Here is a 13,816-nt window from a genome sequence, read left to right on the forward strand (position 1 = left end):
TGCAGTGCGCCGGACTGCAACAGGCCGCGGGACAGGTTGTCCAGCCAGATGCGTTGGCCCAGGGGTTTGATGGCGGCGATCTTGCTCATGACGAAACACCTCACAGATTGAAGTCGGTAAAAGAAAGCGTCGCCACAGGACGGCGACATCAGCGCGCATTATCCGTCAAGGCCGGGCGTTTGGCATTTGCGGGAGCGCAAGGAGCCTGTGCGGACCAATTACCGATCGATAGGCACCGGACGACGATTGGTGGCTCCGGCAAAACCGGGCGCGCATCCGCTGCGACCGGCGGGCCGGCGAGTCGTTCCGGCTACTTCATCCCTGCCCACGTCGCAGTGCGCCGAATGGCGGGCTTCAATCGACCAGCAGGCGATGCTCGGGAAAGCGCGCGGCGAACTCGCTGCCTTCGCCCAGCCTGGATTTCACCGCCAGTTGCGCCTGGTGGCGTTGCAGGATGTGCTTGACGATGGCCAGCCCCAGCCCGGTGCCGCCGGTGGCGCGCGAGCGGCCCCGGTCCACCCGGTAGAAACGTTCGGTCAGGCGGGGGATATGCTCGGGCGAGACGCCGATGCCGCTGTCGCGCACCGCGAATACCGGCAGGCCTTGCTCCAGCCGCCACGACAGGCCGATGGTGCCGCCGGCCGGGGTGTAGCGGATGGCGTTGGAAACCAGGTTGCCCAGTGCGGAATGCAACTCGTCGTGATTGCCGATCAGTCTGGCGGGTGCGATTTCCTCGACGGCGATCTGGTGCCGGCCCTGCGACAGCCCCTCGGCCTCGGCCTGGAGCAGACGGATCAGTTGCGGTACGTCCACTTCTTCTTCTTTCAACTGCTGGCCGTTTTCCAGGCGCGACAAGGTGAGCAGATCGTCCACCAGCCGTTGCATGCGCTGGGTCTGCTCCACCATCAGGTGCAGTTGCTGGACACGGGTTTTTTCCTCCATCTCCGGCATGTCCATCATGGTTTCGGCGAAGCCACCGACCACGGTCAGCGGCGTGCGCAGTTCATGCGAGACATTGGCGATGAAGTCGCGATGCACCATCTGTACCCGATCAAGCTGGGTGATGTCGCGCGACAGCAGCAGCTTGCGCGTGGAATCGAACGGCACCAGTTGCACCGACAGCACCTGCTCGGCGGGGCGCGTGGTGCGGATGATCTGGGGGTGGGCGAAATCCTGGGTGCGCAGGTATTCGCGTAGTGCGGGTTGCCGCACGATATTGGTCACCACCTGCCAGATGTCCGAAAGCCGGTCGATGCCCAGGTGCAGCGTGGCGGCGTGGTTGCACCATTCGATGCGGTCATGCTCGTCCAGGATGATCACGCCGTCCGGCAACGCCTCGCCTGCACTGGTAAAGCGCTCCAGCGTGTTGGACAGCTTGTCCTGGTTTTTCTGCTGGGCACGCACCTGGGTGTAGAGCCGGTCGAAGACTTCCTGCCAGAGCAGGAAGCTGGTGGGCACATTGTCCACCCGCGGGTGACACACCCAGCGATACAGCCGCCCCAGGTTGTAGAGGTGGAAGCTCGCCGACAGCGCCAGCAGCGCGCAGGCCAGCACCAGCCCGCTGACGCTACCCCAGACCGCGCCGACGAACAGCGAGGCCAGGATCACCGTCAGGTAATAAATGATCGAGCGCAACCAAAGCATTCGGGATTCCGGCGCGAAGAAAGTGGAGGGTTGCGAAGGCGGGCCCGACTGGGGCGGGCTGGCGGCATGCGCTGGGGCCAGTCGTCGAACGATCCGTCACCGCTGCGGGCTCGACCGGCCGCTGGTTCGAAGCGGGAATGGATCATCGGATAACGGGCTTTATGGTGGAGCGATTCTATTACGGTTGTTGCAGACGGCCCCGCACTCGGTGCGTGGTTCTCCGGTAGCGGCGCATTCAATGCGCCGAAAGCCGGTAGCCGGTGCCGCGCACCGTCTGGATCAGCTTGTCGTAGCCGGAGGCCTCCAGCGCCGAACGCAGGCGGCGGATGTGGACATCGACGGTACGCTCTTCGACGAACACATGATCGCCCCACACCTGATCGAGCAATTGCGAGCGCGAGTGCACGCGTTCCGGGTGCGTCATGAAGAAATGCAGTAGGCGGAATTCGGTGGGCCCCAGGTCGATGGCGGCATTGTTGCCGGTGACGCGGTGCGTCGCCGGGTCCAGGCGCAGGCCCTGCACTTCGACCATGTCGTCGGTGATCTGCGGCGAGCGGCGACGCAGCACTGCCTTGATCCGTGCCTGTAGTTCGCGCGGTGAGAACGGCTTGGTGATGTAGTCGTCGGCACCGGTTTCCAGGCCGACGATCTTGTCCTGTTCGTCCGAGCGCGCCGTCAGCATGATCAGCGGGATCTGCCGGGTGCGTTCCTCGCCGCGCAGCTTGCGCGCGAAATCGATGCCGGACATCCCCGGCAGCATCCAGTCGAGCAGGATCAGATCGGGCAGGGCGTGCCGCACGATCTGCTGGGCGGATTCCACCGAATCGGCGCGCATCACATGGTGGCCGGCTTGCGACAGGTTGAAGGCGATCAGTTCCTGGATGGCGGGTTCGTCTTCGACGAGCAGGATATTGGCAGGCATGCGCTACCTCGCGGGGCAGGGGCGTTGGGAATGTTGCGAGATTAAGGCTCGTCTGTGAACGTAATATTACAAGTCGCACGACATACCGCTTGCGGTGTCGCTGGCGCGACAGGCGTGAGCGGCGGCGCGTGGGTTCCCGCGCACGCACGCGGCTGGCGGCAACGTTTCGGGCCTTTTTTGTATGAACAGCCCCGGGCCAAGGCGCTATCATTGCGGCTTGCCGTACACCGACCCGAAGGCATCTCATGGCCGGGCTGAATCCCGATTCCGCTGTACCCACGGACATTATCCTGCATCGCGTCAGCGCCACGCTCGAGCTGGCCTTCGACGACGGCGCCCGTTTCACCTTGCCCGCCGAATATCTGCGCGTCCATTCGCCCTCCGCCGAGGTGCGCGGCCACGGCGCCGGCCCGGGCGTCCTGCAGGTGGGCAAGCGCGGTGTGAACATCACGGCAATCACGCCGGTGGGCCATTACGCCATCAAGCTGGTGTTCGACGATGGCCACGATTCCGGCCTGTATTCCTGGGACTACCTGCACCAACTGGGCCGTGAACATGCCGCCCGGTGGGCCGATTACCTCGACCGTCTCGCCGCCGCCGGCGGCTCCCGAGACCCCGCCTGAAAGAGAATTCCATGTCCGATCCCACTACTCATTTCGGCTACAAGACCGTCAACGAATCCGACAAGGCGCAGAAGGTGGCCGAAGTCTTCCATTCGGTGGCGCAGAAATACGATGTGATGAACGACCTGATGAGCGCCGGCCTGCATCGCGCCTGGAAGTTCTTCACCATCGAGACCAGCGGCGCCAAGCCGGGGGACCGCGTGCTGGATATCGCCGGCGGCACGGGCGATCTGTCCAGGGCATTCTGCAAGAAGGTGGGCAAGACCGGCCAGGTATGGCTCACCGACATCAACAGCTCGATGCTGGGCGTGGGGCGCGATCGCCTGCTGGACGCCGGCTATGCCGTGCCCACGGCGCAATGCGATGCCGAGAAGCTGCCTTTTCCGGACAACTATTTCGACATCGTCACCGTCGCCTTCGGCCTGCGCAACATGACGCACAAGGATGTCGCGCTGGGCGAGATGTATCGCGTGCTGCGCCCCGGTGGCCGGTTGCTGGTGCTGGAGTTCTCCAAGGTATGGACGCCGCTCAAGCCGGTGTACGACCTGTATTCGTTCAAGTTGCTGCCGTTCATGGGCAAGCTGGTGGCGCAGGATGCCGATTCGTACCAGTACCTGGCGGAATCGATCCGCATGCATCCGGACCAGGAAACGCTGAAGGCCATGATGCAGGACGTTGGCTTCGGCCGCGTCGAGTACCACAACATGTCGGCCGGCATCGTCGCGCTGCACAAGGGGTACAAGTTTTGATCCTGTCCCGGCTGCTCAACCGCCTGCTGGCGCACGATGCGGCGGCCACGGCCGAGCTGGGCCGGTACGCCGGGCGCACGGTGCGGCTGGTGTTTCCGGTCATTTCCGATACGCTGACCATCAGCGCCGAAGGCCGCTTCGCCGACCATGACCAGCCCGCGGAGGCCACGCTGCGATTGCCGCTGGCCTTCTTCATTGCCTTCATGTTCGACCGCACCGCCGCGCAACAGCGCCTGGCGCTGGAAGGCGATGCCGAGCTGGCGGCCGGCGTGGGGCGCGTCCTGGGTGGTATCCGCTGGGATCTGGCCGATGAATTGTCGCAACTGGTGGGCGACGTGGCGGCCAACCGGCTGGTGTGGCTGGCGGGCAAGGTGGGCGGTGTTCCGGGCGCCATCGGCTCGCGCATGGCGCTGCATCTGATCGAATACTGGCGCGACGAAGCCTCGCTGCTTGCCGATAAGGACGCCGTGGCGCGTTTCTGCGGCGAGGTCGATACGCTGCGCGACGATGTGGCGCGGTTGGACAAGCGCCTGCAACAACTGCTCAAGAAATCCGCCTGATGCGCCTGTTTCGCCTGTTCAAGATCGCGCATGTGATTGTCCGCTACGGACTCGATGAATTCCTGCTGGGCCACGAGCGCGTGCATGGCCTGCGCCCGCTGATCAATGGCCTGTTCTTCTGGCGCCGGCTGGAGGCACCGCGTGCGGTGCGCTTGCGGCTGGCGCTGGAAAGCCTGGGGCCGATCTTCGTCAAGTTCGGTCAGGTGCTGTCCACCCGTCGCGATCTGCTGCCCGAGGATATCGCCGACGAACTGGCGCGTTTGCAGGACCGCGTGCCGCCGTTCCCCGGCGACGTGGCGGTGGCGGTGATCGAAGCCAGCCTGCGTAAACCGGTGGCGGCGCTCTACGCCGAATTCGACCGCACGCCGGTGGCGTCCGCGTCGATCGCCCAGGTGCATCGTGCGCGCCTGTTCAATGGCCAGCCGGTGGCGGTGAAAGTGTTGCGCCCCGGCATTGCGCCGGTGATCGAAAGCGATCTGGCGCTGATGCGGGTGATGGCGGCGCTGGTGGAAAAGCTGTTCGTCGATGGCAAGCGCTTGCGCCCGCGCGAGGTGGTGGCCGAATTCGACAAATACCTGCACGACGAGCTGGACCTGATGATCGAGGCCGGCAATGCCGCGCAGTTGCGTCGCAACTTCCTCGGCTCGGACCAACTGATCGTGCCCGAGGTGTATTACGACTGGACCAGCCGCGAGGTGCTGACGCTGGAATGGATGGACGGCATCCCGGTCGGCCGGGTGGATGAGTTGCTCGCGGCCGGGATGGACCTGAAGAAACTGTCGCGTTTCGGTGTGGAAATCTTCTTCACCCAGGTGTTCCGCCACGGGTTTTTCCACGCCGACATGCATCCCGGCAATATCTTCGTCGCCGCCGACAACCGCTATATCGCGCTGGACTTCGGCATCGTCGGCACGCTGTCGGACAGCGACAAGCAATACCTTGCGATCAATTTCCTGGCGTTCTTCAATCGCGATTACCGCCGCGTGGCGACGGCGCACATCGAATCGGGCTGGGTGCCGAAAGAGACGCGCGTCGAAGAGCTGGAAGCGGCGGTGCGCACCGTCTGCGAGCCGATCTTCAACAAGCCGATCTCCCAGATTTCATTCGGGCAGGTGCTGCTGCGCCTGTTCGAAACCAGCCGCCGTTTCAACGTGGAAATCCAGCCGCAACTGGTACTGCTGCAAAAGACCCTGCTCAACATCGAGGGCCTGGGCCGGCAACTGGACCCGGACCTGGACCTATGGCAGACCGCCAAGCCGTTCCTGGAGCGCTGGATGAACGAACAGATCGGCTGGCGTGGTTTGCTGGCCAACCTGAAGCACGAAGCGCCGCTCTGGGCCACCGTACTGCCCAGCCTGCCGCGCCGTCTGTCCGAACTGGCCAGCGTCGATCACGTCGGACTGCTGGTCGAGGGCTACCAGGGCCTGATGGGCGAACAGCGCAAGCGCAACTGGCTACTGGGCGCCATCGCCGCGTTGCTGGCGGCGTTGCTGGTGACGCTGTGGTGGTAAATCCAGACCCCACACCTTGAACCACTGAGGACACGGAGAACAGTGAGGTCCACAGCGGACAAACAGGAACTCACGGAAACGGTGTTCTCTGTGCGACTCGGTGTTCTCACCGTTCTCCGTGGTTCAGGATTTAGGGCGTGTCGTCACCTGTTTCGCGGCAGCGCTGGGCCGAAAAAGCACCAGCCACCAGGCGCATGACGCAGGCAATAACCAGTTATTGGCAAGGCGTGCAACGCGGTGGATGGTTTTCTTTTCGGCCCAGCCCTGCGGGTTCGGCGCATTTCGGGCGCAGCGCGGTGTCGCTGGCCGCTTGCGGTATCCATACCGCCGCGCGTCCAGCGCCTGGCGCGGCATCCCGAACTGCACCGAACGCTGCCGCGAAACAGGTGACGACACGCCCTAGGGTTTAAAACCCCTCACCACTCGATCTCGCCCCCACCCACCCGCCACACCTTGCCGCCGACGCGCACATGGCGGGCGTCATCCACGTGCAAGTGGAGCACCGACAGGCGCGTGACCAGGCGATGGATGGTGTGGCCCTGTTCCAGCTTGAGCGAGAATGGCGGTTTGCCGCCCTGGTTCAGCATCCAGCCGCCGATGGCGGCGGCGGCGGTGCCGGAGCCGAATTCCTCGTACAGATTGAATTGATCCGAATTGAAGACGCGCAGGGTGGCGAGGTCGCCGTCGCGACACCACACCGCTGCCGCCGCCACCTGGCCGGGCACCTGCGCGTGCTGGGCCAGCAGCGCCGCCTGGGGCGCGGCCTGCAAGACACTCTGCCGGCTGCGGGTTTCCACCAGCAGGATGTCCATGCCGGCATTGACCAGGCGGGGTGTGCCCACGACGTCCTGCGGCAATAGCCCCAGCCCGGCCAGCAGCGTTGGCGTGGCCACGCCGCTCGGCCGCGCGGCGGCGGGGCGGGAATGGAACCACCACAGGTCATCGTGCGGCCACACCCGCGTATCGCCATGGGCGCCGTAGAACAGTTGCGGTTCGCGCACCCCTGTCAGGTGCGCGCAGGCGGCGGCCGCCGCCAGCATGGCCTGGCCGGAGAATGGCTGTTCATATTGGGGGGTGTAGACGCGCAGCCGGCGGTGGGCCACATCGAGGAAAACGGTTTCGGGCGCCTGGAGCTGGTATGCCAGTGCCTGCATGGTGCGCGGGTCAGGAAATTCGGGGGTTTCGCAGACGACCACGCCGCCGCCGCCGGTGCGCCGTTCGCCGAAAACATTGAAATGGTGAAAGCGCAAGAGCAGGGGCATGGGTATTCAGTACGCTGCAATGAAGCGACCAAGGCAGGTCTTTATTGATACAATGCCGCGGATTTGTCCACAAAACGTACCCATAGTCCCCACCGCCATGTCCGTATTAGAACCGATTGCTGAGAAAGACCTGCCGCTTAAGCGCGACCTTGATCTGTTGGCCCGGGTGTTGGCCGATACCATCCGTGAACAGACCGGCCCGGCGACGGCGGAGCGCATCGATGCAATCCGTGATCTGGCGTTCCGCTATGTTCAGGGCAACGATGCCGAAGCCGGCCGCGCGCTGTCACGCTCGTTATCGTCGCTCGATCCCGAAAGCACCGTGGCCCTGGTGCGTGCCTTCAGCTATTTCTCGCATTTGTCGAACATAGCGGAAGACCTGCATCACAACCGCCGCCGTCGTGCCCATCGCATGCAAGGCTCCGCGCCGCAGCACGGCAGCATCGCATCCGCCATTGATGCGCTGATCGAACGTAATGTGAAGCCTCATGACATCCTGGGGCTATTGGGTGAAACACTCATCGCACCGGTCCTGACCGCCCATCCCACCGAGGTGAAGCGCAAGACCATCCTCGATTGCCATCGTGCCGTGGCGGAGCTGTTGTCGCAGCGCGACCGCTATGCGATGACGCCGGAAGAGGAAGTCGCCAATCAGGAGGCGCTGGAGCGCGTGCTGCTCACCCTGTGGCAGACCCGCGAAATCCGTACCTTCAAGCTGACGGTGCAGGACGAAATCGAAAACGGTTCGACCTACTTCCGCAATACTTTCCTGCACGAAGTGCCGCGCCTGTACCTGGATCTGGAAGACCGGCTGTCCAAGCTGACCGACCAGCCGGTGGCACTGTCGAATTTCGTGCATATCGGTAGCTGGATCGGCGGTGACCGCGACGGCAATCCGTTCGTGACCGCCGAGGTGCTGCGTTACGCCATCTCGCGTCAATCCGGCCTGGCGCTCGATTACTACTATCAACAACTGGGCAAGCTCGAAAACGAGCTGTCGATGTCCACCCGCCTGGTGCAGGTGGATCAACGCCTGCAAAAGCTGGCGGAGCAGTCGCAGGTCAACCTCGCGCGCCGCGCCGAGGAACCGTACCGCGTCGCGGTCGGCCATATCCGCGCCCGCGTCTTTGCCACTGCCACCCAGATCGGCACCTTCCACCACGCGCTGCATGATGTGGCCCATGCCCCGGCCTATACCAGCGCGCACGAACTGGAAGCCGACCTGGAAACCGTCTTCGATTCGCTGATCGCGCATGGCGCGGGCAAGCTGGTCAACGGTCGCCTGCGTCGCCTGCGTCGCGCGGTATCGGTATTCGGCTTCCACCTGGCGCCGGTCGACATGCGCCAGCACGCCGGCACCCACGAGCGCGTGGTCGCCGAGCTGTTCGAGAAGGCGGGGCTGGAGGACTACCTGGCGCTGGACGAAGCATCGCGCCGCGTGGTGCTGCTGCGCGAGCTGGCCAGCCCGCGTCCGCTGATCTGCCCGTATATCGATTACAGCGCCGACGTGCAGAAGGAGATCGACATCCTGCGCGCCGCCGAGGAAATGCAGAATCGCTACGGCGAGGCTGTGTTGCCCAACTACATCATCTCCAATTGCGAGTCGGTCTCCGACATGCTGGAGGTGGCGGTGCTGCTGAACGAAGTGGGGCTGGTCCAGTTGTCGCCCACGGTGCGCAGCAAGATCAACATCATTCCGCTGTTCGAAACCATCGGCGACCTGCGCGGTTGCGGCCAGATCATGACCGATCTGTTCTCGCTGCCGCAGTGGCGCCAGTTGCTGTCCTGCCGCGATCTGGTGCAGGAAGTGATGCTGGGCTACTCCGACTCCAACAAGGACGGCGGTTACCTCACGTCGAACTGGGAGCTTTACAAGGCCGAGCTGAACCTCGTGGAGGTCTTCAAGCAGGCTGGCTTCAAGATGCGTCTGTTCCATGGCCGCGGCGGTACCGTCGGCCGTGGCGGTGGCCCGGCCTACGACGCGGTGCTGGCGCAGCCGGCCGGTTCGGTCAACGGGCAGATTCGCATCACCGAGCAGGGCGAAGTGATTGCGGCCAAGTACGCCGACCGTGAAGTGGGCCGGCGCAACCTGGAAATCCTGATCGCCGCCACGCTGGAGGCCAGCTTCCCGGAGCCGATGCCGGAGGATTTCGATCCCACCGATCGCCGTCGTCTGATGGAAGGCCTGTCGCTGCGTGCCTACCAGGCCTACCGCGACCTGGTATACGCAACGCCGGATTTCATCACTTATTTCCGCGAAGCCACGCTGATCAACGAGATTCCGAACCTGAACATCGGTTCGCGTCCCGCCGCGCGCAAGAACACCAACTCCATTGCCGATCTGCGCGCCATTCCCTGGGTGTTCAGCTGGTCGCAATGCCGGTTGTCGTTGCCGGGCTGGTATGGCTTCGGCACTGCTATCTCGGAATACCTGAAGGACAAGGGCGACGAAGGGCTGGAAACGTTGCGCGAACACTATCGCACCTGGCCGTTCTTCCAGGTGACCATCTCCAACATGGAAATGGTGCTGGCCAAGTCCGATATCGCCATCGCGGCGCGTTACTCCGAACTGGTGAACGATCAGGACATCGCCAAGCGCATCTTCGAACGCATCAAGGGTGAATGGCAGCGTTGCGTCGACGCGGTGCTGGCGATTACCGAGCATCCGGAGCTGCTGGGCGACAACCCGATGCTGGCCCGTAGCCTGGATAACCGCCTGCCGTACCTCGATCCGCTGAACCACTTGCAGGTGGAGCTGCTCAAGCGCCTGCGCGGCGGCGAGGAGAGCGAAGAGCTGCGCCACGCGGTCCACCTCACCATCAACGGTATCGCGGCCGGCCTGCGCAATAGTGGCTGAGATCGTTGTGTCCCAGAAGAAGCCCGGTATTTGCCGGGCTTTTTCTTTGTGGCGAAGGATGGCTGGCCCGGCCACCGCGCACATGGCTATCATGCAAGCCATGTTCGCCAATCTGCGCCTGTTGCCACTGTTGTTGCTGCTGGGTCTGCCCACGCCGGGATCCGGCGCGGGTAAGGGTGGCAGCGTGCCGACCCACTTTGGCGACCGGATGGAAGCGGCGCTGACCTGCCGTTCCGAGTTTTCCACCGCGCACTGGCGCGATTACTTCCGTACCTATCTGGGCACGCCGCTGCGCACCTGGGGGGAGGCGGAATGGTTCGACTCCCATAACGCCGTGCTGGCGGGTAACCAGTCGAAGGAAGTTTTCGTCAATGTCCCGGAAAGCGGGGCCTTGATCGTCGGCGCGCTGATCCCGGCGCCGGTTGCCGATGTCCGGCGCAATATCGAACAGCGTCTGTCGATCCGGTTCGAGCCATTGCCCGGCCCCTATCCGCGCTATCTCTCCAAGTTCGGCAGCGTGCTGGTCGGGCTGCCCAATCGGCAGACCAAGTGGTACTGCGCGCGCTGGCATCTGGGCAATCGCCCTTAGGGTGAATCGACCTTCAAACGTGGGTGCGAAGGAGGAAGGCCGGATGCAGGGCAAGGCACAACGCAGCCATGCGCCCGGCCTTCGTCCTTCCCTGCGGGTTGGTCCGTGGGCCGGTGTCTGCTTTGTCGCACGGCTTGCAGAGAGGAAGGCTCTCTGCGGCGCCGCGCTTCGCGCAGCCATCCGGCCCACGGACCAACGCATCCCATGTTTGAAGGTCGATTCACCCTAGGGCGATCCGACCCAACACCTATCCCCTCCGGCTGGCTAATACCATTTGCGCCACTGGATTTGTCAGTTTGGTGCTTGCAAAGATTTTGTCCGCACGCCATTTTCAATATTCCCTTTTTCTAATGAAGTAGGCGGTTGTTGGAAAGTCGAAAGTATTGCTGGAAGGCGGGGGGATAGCCGTTTACTTTCTCTTACTGCATTTCGTCGGCGACAGGCGTGTATTGCACGTAGCGACTAATAGCAAAACTACGAACAACCTTGCACCATATCTACATCAGATAACGTTTATATTGCGATGCAACATGGTGCGGCTGTGGCTGCAAACGGCGTTTTCATTGCGCCCATTACCGGTGCTGGTGCGGCGCAATCAGGCGCCAATTGGTGCATTTTGTAGTTCGATTACAGTTTGGTTTTCTGCCGATGAACGGCATAAAAGAGGGAGTGCAAGGTGTTGGTTGACATCGAGTAGGCCATCAGCGGTAATGAAGCCTGTCTACGCCGACTACACGCCCAGGTAGTCAGGCGCCGGAAAATGAAACGAGCGATGCTGTCAATAATCTGACATCGCAGTGGACCGGCAAGACCAGTGGATGCGCGTGAATAACGCCAATCAAGAGGATGGAGACTAATAAGATGTCGCAACTGAATCGCTTTGTACTCGCAGCAATTCCGGCCGCCTTGGTAGCAGTCCAGGCATACGCCGCCTACCCGGCCTGGCAAGAGGGTAATACCTATGCCGCCGGCACCATGGTCAGCTACAGCGGCCATGACTATCAGGCTCTGGTGACGCACACCGCTTATGTGGGCGCCAACTGGAATCCCGCTTCCACCCCCACGCTCTGGCAGGACAAGGGCGCTTCCACCGGTACGCCGACCCCCACCCCGACGCCGACCCCCGTTGTAACGCCGACGCCGACTCCGGTCGTGACGCCGACGCCGACCCCGGTCGTCACTCCCACCCCATCCGTCACCCCGACGCCCACCGCCACCTGCTACGCCGCGTGGAATGCCTCCACCGCTTATACGGCACCCACCCGCGTGACCTACAACGGCCGCAATTACGAAGCCAAGTGGTGGACGCAGGGCGACAACCCGGCGCAATCCGGTGAGTGGGGTGTGTGGAAGGATCTGGGCGCTTGCGGCGGTGCTACGCCGACGCCGGTGGTCACCCCGACCCCGACGCCTGTTGTAACCCCGACGCCGACGCCGGTTGTGACGCCCACCCCGACGCCGGTGGTGACCCCGACGCCGACCCCGGTCGTGACGCCGACTCCGACGCCTGTCGTTACCCCGACTCCGACGCCTGTGGTCACGCCGACGCCGACCCCCGTGTCGCCCACGCCGGTGGCCGGCAAGATCGTCGGTTCGTACTTCGCCCAGTGGGGTGTGTACGGTCGTGGCTACGAAGTTGCCGATATCGTGTCCAGCGGCTCGGCCAGCCAGCTCACCTTCCTGAACTACGCCTTCGGTAACCTGTACGTGAAGAACGGCGGTTACGAGTGCGACATCCTCACCCGTACCGAAACTGGCAATGGTGACGGTGGCGATGCCTGGGCCGACTTCGGCCGTACCCCGAGCCGTCGTGTCGACCCGAGCGATGCGATCAAGTGGGACGACAAGATGGCCGGTAACTTCCGCGAGCTGAAGGCGCTCAAGGCCAAGTTCCCCAACATCAAGAACATGATCTCGCTGGGTGGCTGGACCTGGTCCAAGTGGTTCTCCAATGCCGCTGCCACCGACGCGCTGCGCAAGCAACTGGTGAAGAGCTGCATCGACATCTACATCAAGGGCAACCTGCCGGTGGTGGATGGTCGCGGTGGCGCCGGTGCCGCAGCCGATGTGTTCGACGGTATCGACATCGACTGGGAGTTCCCGGGTGTCCAGGGTGTGGGTTACAACACCGTGGCGGCCAACGATGGCGAAAACTACCGCCTGCTGCTGGCCGAGTTCCGCAAGCAGCTCGACGATCTGGGTGCCACGACTGGCAAGCACTACGCGCTGACCATCGCGCTGGGTGTGGGTAAGGACAAGCTCGACAAGATCAACGTCGGCTCGTACGCACCGTACCTCGACTGGATCAACATGATGACCTACGACTACAACGGTGCGTGGGATCTGACCCAGACGAACTTCCAGTCGCACCTGTATCGTGATCCGGCCGCACCGAACGACAAGTGCAGCGGCAAGGCTGGCGACACGTGCTTCGGTGACCGTAGCCTGGTGTCGTTCTACAACACCGACGACGCACTGAACCAACTGCTGTCGCAAGGTGCGCCTGCCAGCAAGCTGGTGCTGGGCCTGCCGTTCTACGGCCGTGGCTGGACCGGTGTGCCGAACGTCAACAACGGTCTGTACCAGAAGCCGACCGGTGCCGCTCGCGGTACCTACGAAGCGGGTATCGAAGACTACAAGGTGCTGAAGAACGCAGCCGGCACCGTGTATGTCCACCCGGTGACCAAGCAATCGTACAAGTACGATGGCACCAACTGGTGGAGCTACGACACCCCGGCCGTGATCCAGACCAAGGTCGACTATGCCAAGTCGAAGGGCCTGGGTGGTGTGTTCAGCTGGGAGCTGGATGGCGATACCACCGACGGCGAACTGGCCAAGGCCATGGGCAAGATGCGTCAGTAAGATCAAGCAACAATAAACAGCAGTACTCGACTAACCCTCCCGTTCGCGGGAGGGTTTTTTATTGCCGCCTGGCGCGTGTCGACTCGGTAAGCCTTCGGTCTGCCTGGAATCCGGCAGGCCTTTCCCGTGGCGACCAGCCATTGCGGTGGTGCTAAATCACCGAACGCTGATTATTGAATTGGCCCGAAGGTGGCATCTTTGCAATGTTTACAAGGATGGATTGCTGGCGATGAAAGG

General features: G+C 63.1%; 10 protein-coding genes. 7 read left to right on the top strand and 3 right to left on the bottom strand.

Features of this window, described 5'->3' with window-relative positions:
• Positions 1 to 354 precede the first annotated feature (354 nt).
• Both phoR and phoB read right to left on the bottom strand, forming a co-directional pair.
• Positions 355 to 1,644: a phosphate regulon sensor histidine kinase PhoR gene (gene phoR / locus FAZ21_RS11460; protein WP_136773587.1), complete on the bottom strand. Its 1,290-nt coding sequence runs from the start codon at positions 1,642 to 1,644 to the stop codon at positions 355 to 357.
• A gap of 235 nt (positions 1,645 to 1,879) precedes the next feature.
• Positions 1,880 to 2,566 carry a phosphate regulon transcriptional regulator PhoB gene (phoB, locus tag FAZ21_RS11465; protein WP_136773588.1) on the bottom strand — a complete coding sequence of 229 codons (687 nt, stop codon included), beginning with the start codon at positions 2,564 to 2,566 and terminating at the stop codon, positions 1,880 to 1,882.
• Between the two features lie 245 nt (positions 2,567 to 2,811).
• On the opposite strand from phoB, the gene FAZ21_RS11470 reads away from it, so the two are divergent.
• From FAZ21_RS11470 to ubiB, 4 genes are read left to right on the top strand one after another with little or no spacing between them, the layout of a single operon-like run.
• Positions 2,812 to 3,189 (top strand): gamma-butyrobetaine hydroxylase family protein, encoded by a 378-nt coding sequence (locus tag FAZ21_RS11470; protein ID WP_136773589.1) that lies wholly within the window; start codon positions 2,812 to 2,814, stop codon positions 3,187 to 3,189.
• 11 nt (positions 3,190 to 3,200) lie between these two features.
• Entirely contained in the window at positions 3,201 to 3,938 is a 738-nt protein-coding gene (gene ubiE, locus FAZ21_RS11475; protein WP_136773590.1) for a bifunctional demethylmenaquinone methyltransferase/2-methoxy-6-polyprenyl-1,4-benzoquinol methylase UbiE, read from the top strand.
• Complete coding sequence (locus FAZ21_RS11480) at positions 3,935 to 4,498, top strand: ubiquinone biosynthesis accessory factor UbiJ (protein WP_136773591.1); 564 nt, start codon at positions 3,935 to 3,937, stop codon at positions 4,496 to 4,498. Before ubiE ends, FAZ21_RS11480 begins: the two co-directional genes overlap by 4 nt.
• Complete coding sequence (gene ubiB, locus FAZ21_RS11485) at positions 4,498 to 6,009, top strand: ubiquinone biosynthesis regulatory protein kinase UbiB (protein ID WP_136773592.1); 1,512 nt, start codon at positions 4,498 to 4,500, stop codon at positions 6,007 to 6,009. The genes FAZ21_RS11480 and ubiB overlap by 1 nt, the downstream gene beginning before the upstream one ends.
• A gap of 416 nt (positions 6,010 to 6,425) precedes the next feature.
• Here ubiB and FAZ21_RS11490 read toward each other — a convergent pair whose 3' ends face one another.
• On the bottom strand, positions 6,426 to 7,271 hold the full coding sequence (locus tag FAZ21_RS11490; RefSeq protein ID WP_136773593.1) for a PhzF family phenazine biosynthesis protein: 846 nt from the start codon (positions 7,269 to 7,271) through the stop codon (positions 6,426 to 6,428).
• Between the two features lie 97 nt (positions 7,272 to 7,368).
• On the opposite strand from FAZ21_RS11490, the gene ppc reads away from it, so the two are divergent.
• The 3 genes from ppc to FAZ21_RS11505 all read left to right on the top strand — a co-directional run bounded on the left by ppc (position 7,369) and on the right by FAZ21_RS11505 (position 13,579).
• On the top strand, positions 7,369 to 10,128 hold the full coding sequence (gene ppc, locus FAZ21_RS11495; protein WP_136773594.1) for a phosphoenolpyruvate carboxylase: 2,760 nt from the start codon (positions 7,369 to 7,371) through the stop codon (positions 10,126 to 10,128).
• Between the two features lie 82 nt (positions 10,129 to 10,210).
• Positions 10,211 to 10,717, top strand: coding sequence for a hypothetical protein (locus tag FAZ21_RS11500; protein ID WP_136773595.1), 507 nt, complete (start codon positions 10,211 to 10,213; stop codon positions 10,715 to 10,717).
• Between the two features lie 861 nt (positions 10,718 to 11,578).
• A complete protein-coding gene (locus FAZ21_RS11505) occupies positions 11,579 to 13,579 on the top strand; it encodes a glycosyl hydrolase family 18 protein (RefSeq protein WP_136773596.1) in 2,001 nt (666 codons plus the stop codon).
• The last annotated feature ends 237 nt before the right edge of the window (positions 13,580 to 13,816 follow it).

Source organism: Chitiniphilus eburneus (genome assembly GCF_005048205.1).
In the GTDB taxonomy this organism is placed as follows: Bacteria; Pseudomonadota; Gammaproteobacteria; order Burkholderiales; family Chitinibacteraceae; genus Chitiniphilus; species Chitiniphilus eburneus.

Coding starts and splice junctions, on each gene's coding strand:
- FAZ21_RS11505 (WP_136773596.1), top strand. CDS start 11,579: ATGTCGCAACTGAATCGCTTTGTACTCGCAGCAATTCCGGCCGCCTTG.
- FAZ21_RS11500 (WP_136773595.1), top strand. CDS start 10,211: ATGGCTATCATGCAAGCCATGTTCGCCAATCTGCGCCTGTTGCCACTG.
- ubiB (WP_136773592.1), top strand. CDS start 4,498: ATGCGCCTGTTTCGCCTGTTCAAGATCGCGCATGTGATTGTCCGCTAC.
- FAZ21_RS11490 (WP_136773593.1), bottom strand. CDS start 7,271: ATGCCCCTGCTCTTGCGCTTTCACCATTTCAATGTTTTCGGCGAACGG.
- FAZ21_RS11470 (WP_136773589.1), top strand. CDS start 2,812: ATGGCCGGGCTGAATCCCGATTCCGCTGTACCCACGGACATTATCCTG.
- phoB (WP_136773588.1), bottom strand. CDS start 2,566: ATGCCTGCCAATATCCTGCTCGTCGAAGACGAACCCGCCATCCAGGAA.
- ubiE (WP_136773590.1), top strand. CDS start 3,201: ATGTCCGATCCCACTACTCATTTCGGCTACAAGACCGTCAACGAATCC.
- phoR (WP_136773587.1), bottom strand. CDS start 1,644: ATGCTTTGGTTGCGCTCGATCATTTATTACCTGACGGTGATCCTGGCC.
- ppc (WP_136773594.1), top strand. CDS start 7,369: ATGTCCGTATTAGAACCGATTGCTGAGAAAGACCTGCCGCTTAAGCGC.